Below are 1,101 nucleotides of genomic sequence, written 5' to 3' on the forward strand. Positions count from 1 at the left end.
GTCCAGCGGCATCAAGATGCTCAAGCACGCCACCCAGCGCGTCGTACTGCCAGTGAGTACTGTAGATTTTGTCCGCCTCCTGCTCCAGCAAGGCATTCTGTTGGCTCTCGGCGACAGGCCACCCAGGGTGATCCAGTGCTGCCAGAAAACGCCGTGATTCCGTGAGCGGTTCCCCTTGCAGGTTGTAGTCGGGCACCTCACGCGTACCGGCAGTGTCCGCATGGCGAATCAACCGACCACACTGGTTTCGAGCGCTGACCTCTGATTCAGCCGAGCCGTAATAAAAACGCTCCACACACTGCATGGCGGTATTGGGCGAGGTTTGCTCGATACTCAGTGGCCGGCCCATCGGGTCGTATTCAAAGCAAGTTGTATTCCCCGCCCCGTCCCAGTTCTGCCGAACCTGCCCGGTGTCATCCTGCAATGCCAACCGCCAACCGGCATCAACGCTGATGGTTAACACGGGTTGTCCAGACAAGCCAGGAACGCGAATCATCGAGGCAATCGGTGTACCGCCTGAGCCCAAACGCGGGTCCCAATTCGCCAGCGATCGACCGGCCGCATCAAAAGTCTCGCGCGTTATTCGCGTCTCAGGCCGCACATCGCTGCTGGTCTTGCGGTAATAGGCTACGGACGCCACGGCCAGGCCACGAGCGTCGACTACCGCCAGCATGGGTGTATTGCGGTGCACAGCGTACTCGGGTTCCATCGACAGACTCTCGATGCACAATCAAAGCAGGTTAGACGAACATGCTGAGGGCCGCTTGAAACGGGTTCGACTCTTTGGCGAGAGACCGCAGAAACACGGGCTTCGGACATTTCCTGCACGCTGTAGCGGTTTTGGTGAACTTGTGCCGGGTGGGCCAGGCGAATAGCCTTCGTCTGTCGCTGCAAAATCAGTGGCAAGGGTGTGGAAGCCCTTCAAAAAAATCTAGGTGCACGAGCGCCTCTAAATTCAAGCAGGCGCTTTTCCTTGATTTGGTTTCAGGAACAAGCCAATGAAAAAGATCACCCCCAATCCCCCCGCCTCCATCAGCCGTCTCTTCACCATCAGCCCTGACGTCGACACCGAAACCCTGCTGATCCACACCTCCGAAACCC

1 pseudogene is annotated in these 1,101 nt (G+C 57.9%); it reads right to left on the reverse strand.

The window, feature by feature from the left end:
* Positions 1 to 709: pseudogene (locus AC1DCY_RS27160) on the reverse strand (hypothetical protein); the annotation flags it as partial.
* Between the last annotated feature and the right edge of the window lie 392 nt (positions 710 to 1,101).

Source organism: Lysinibacillus sp. 10T31 (assembly GCF_056394365.1).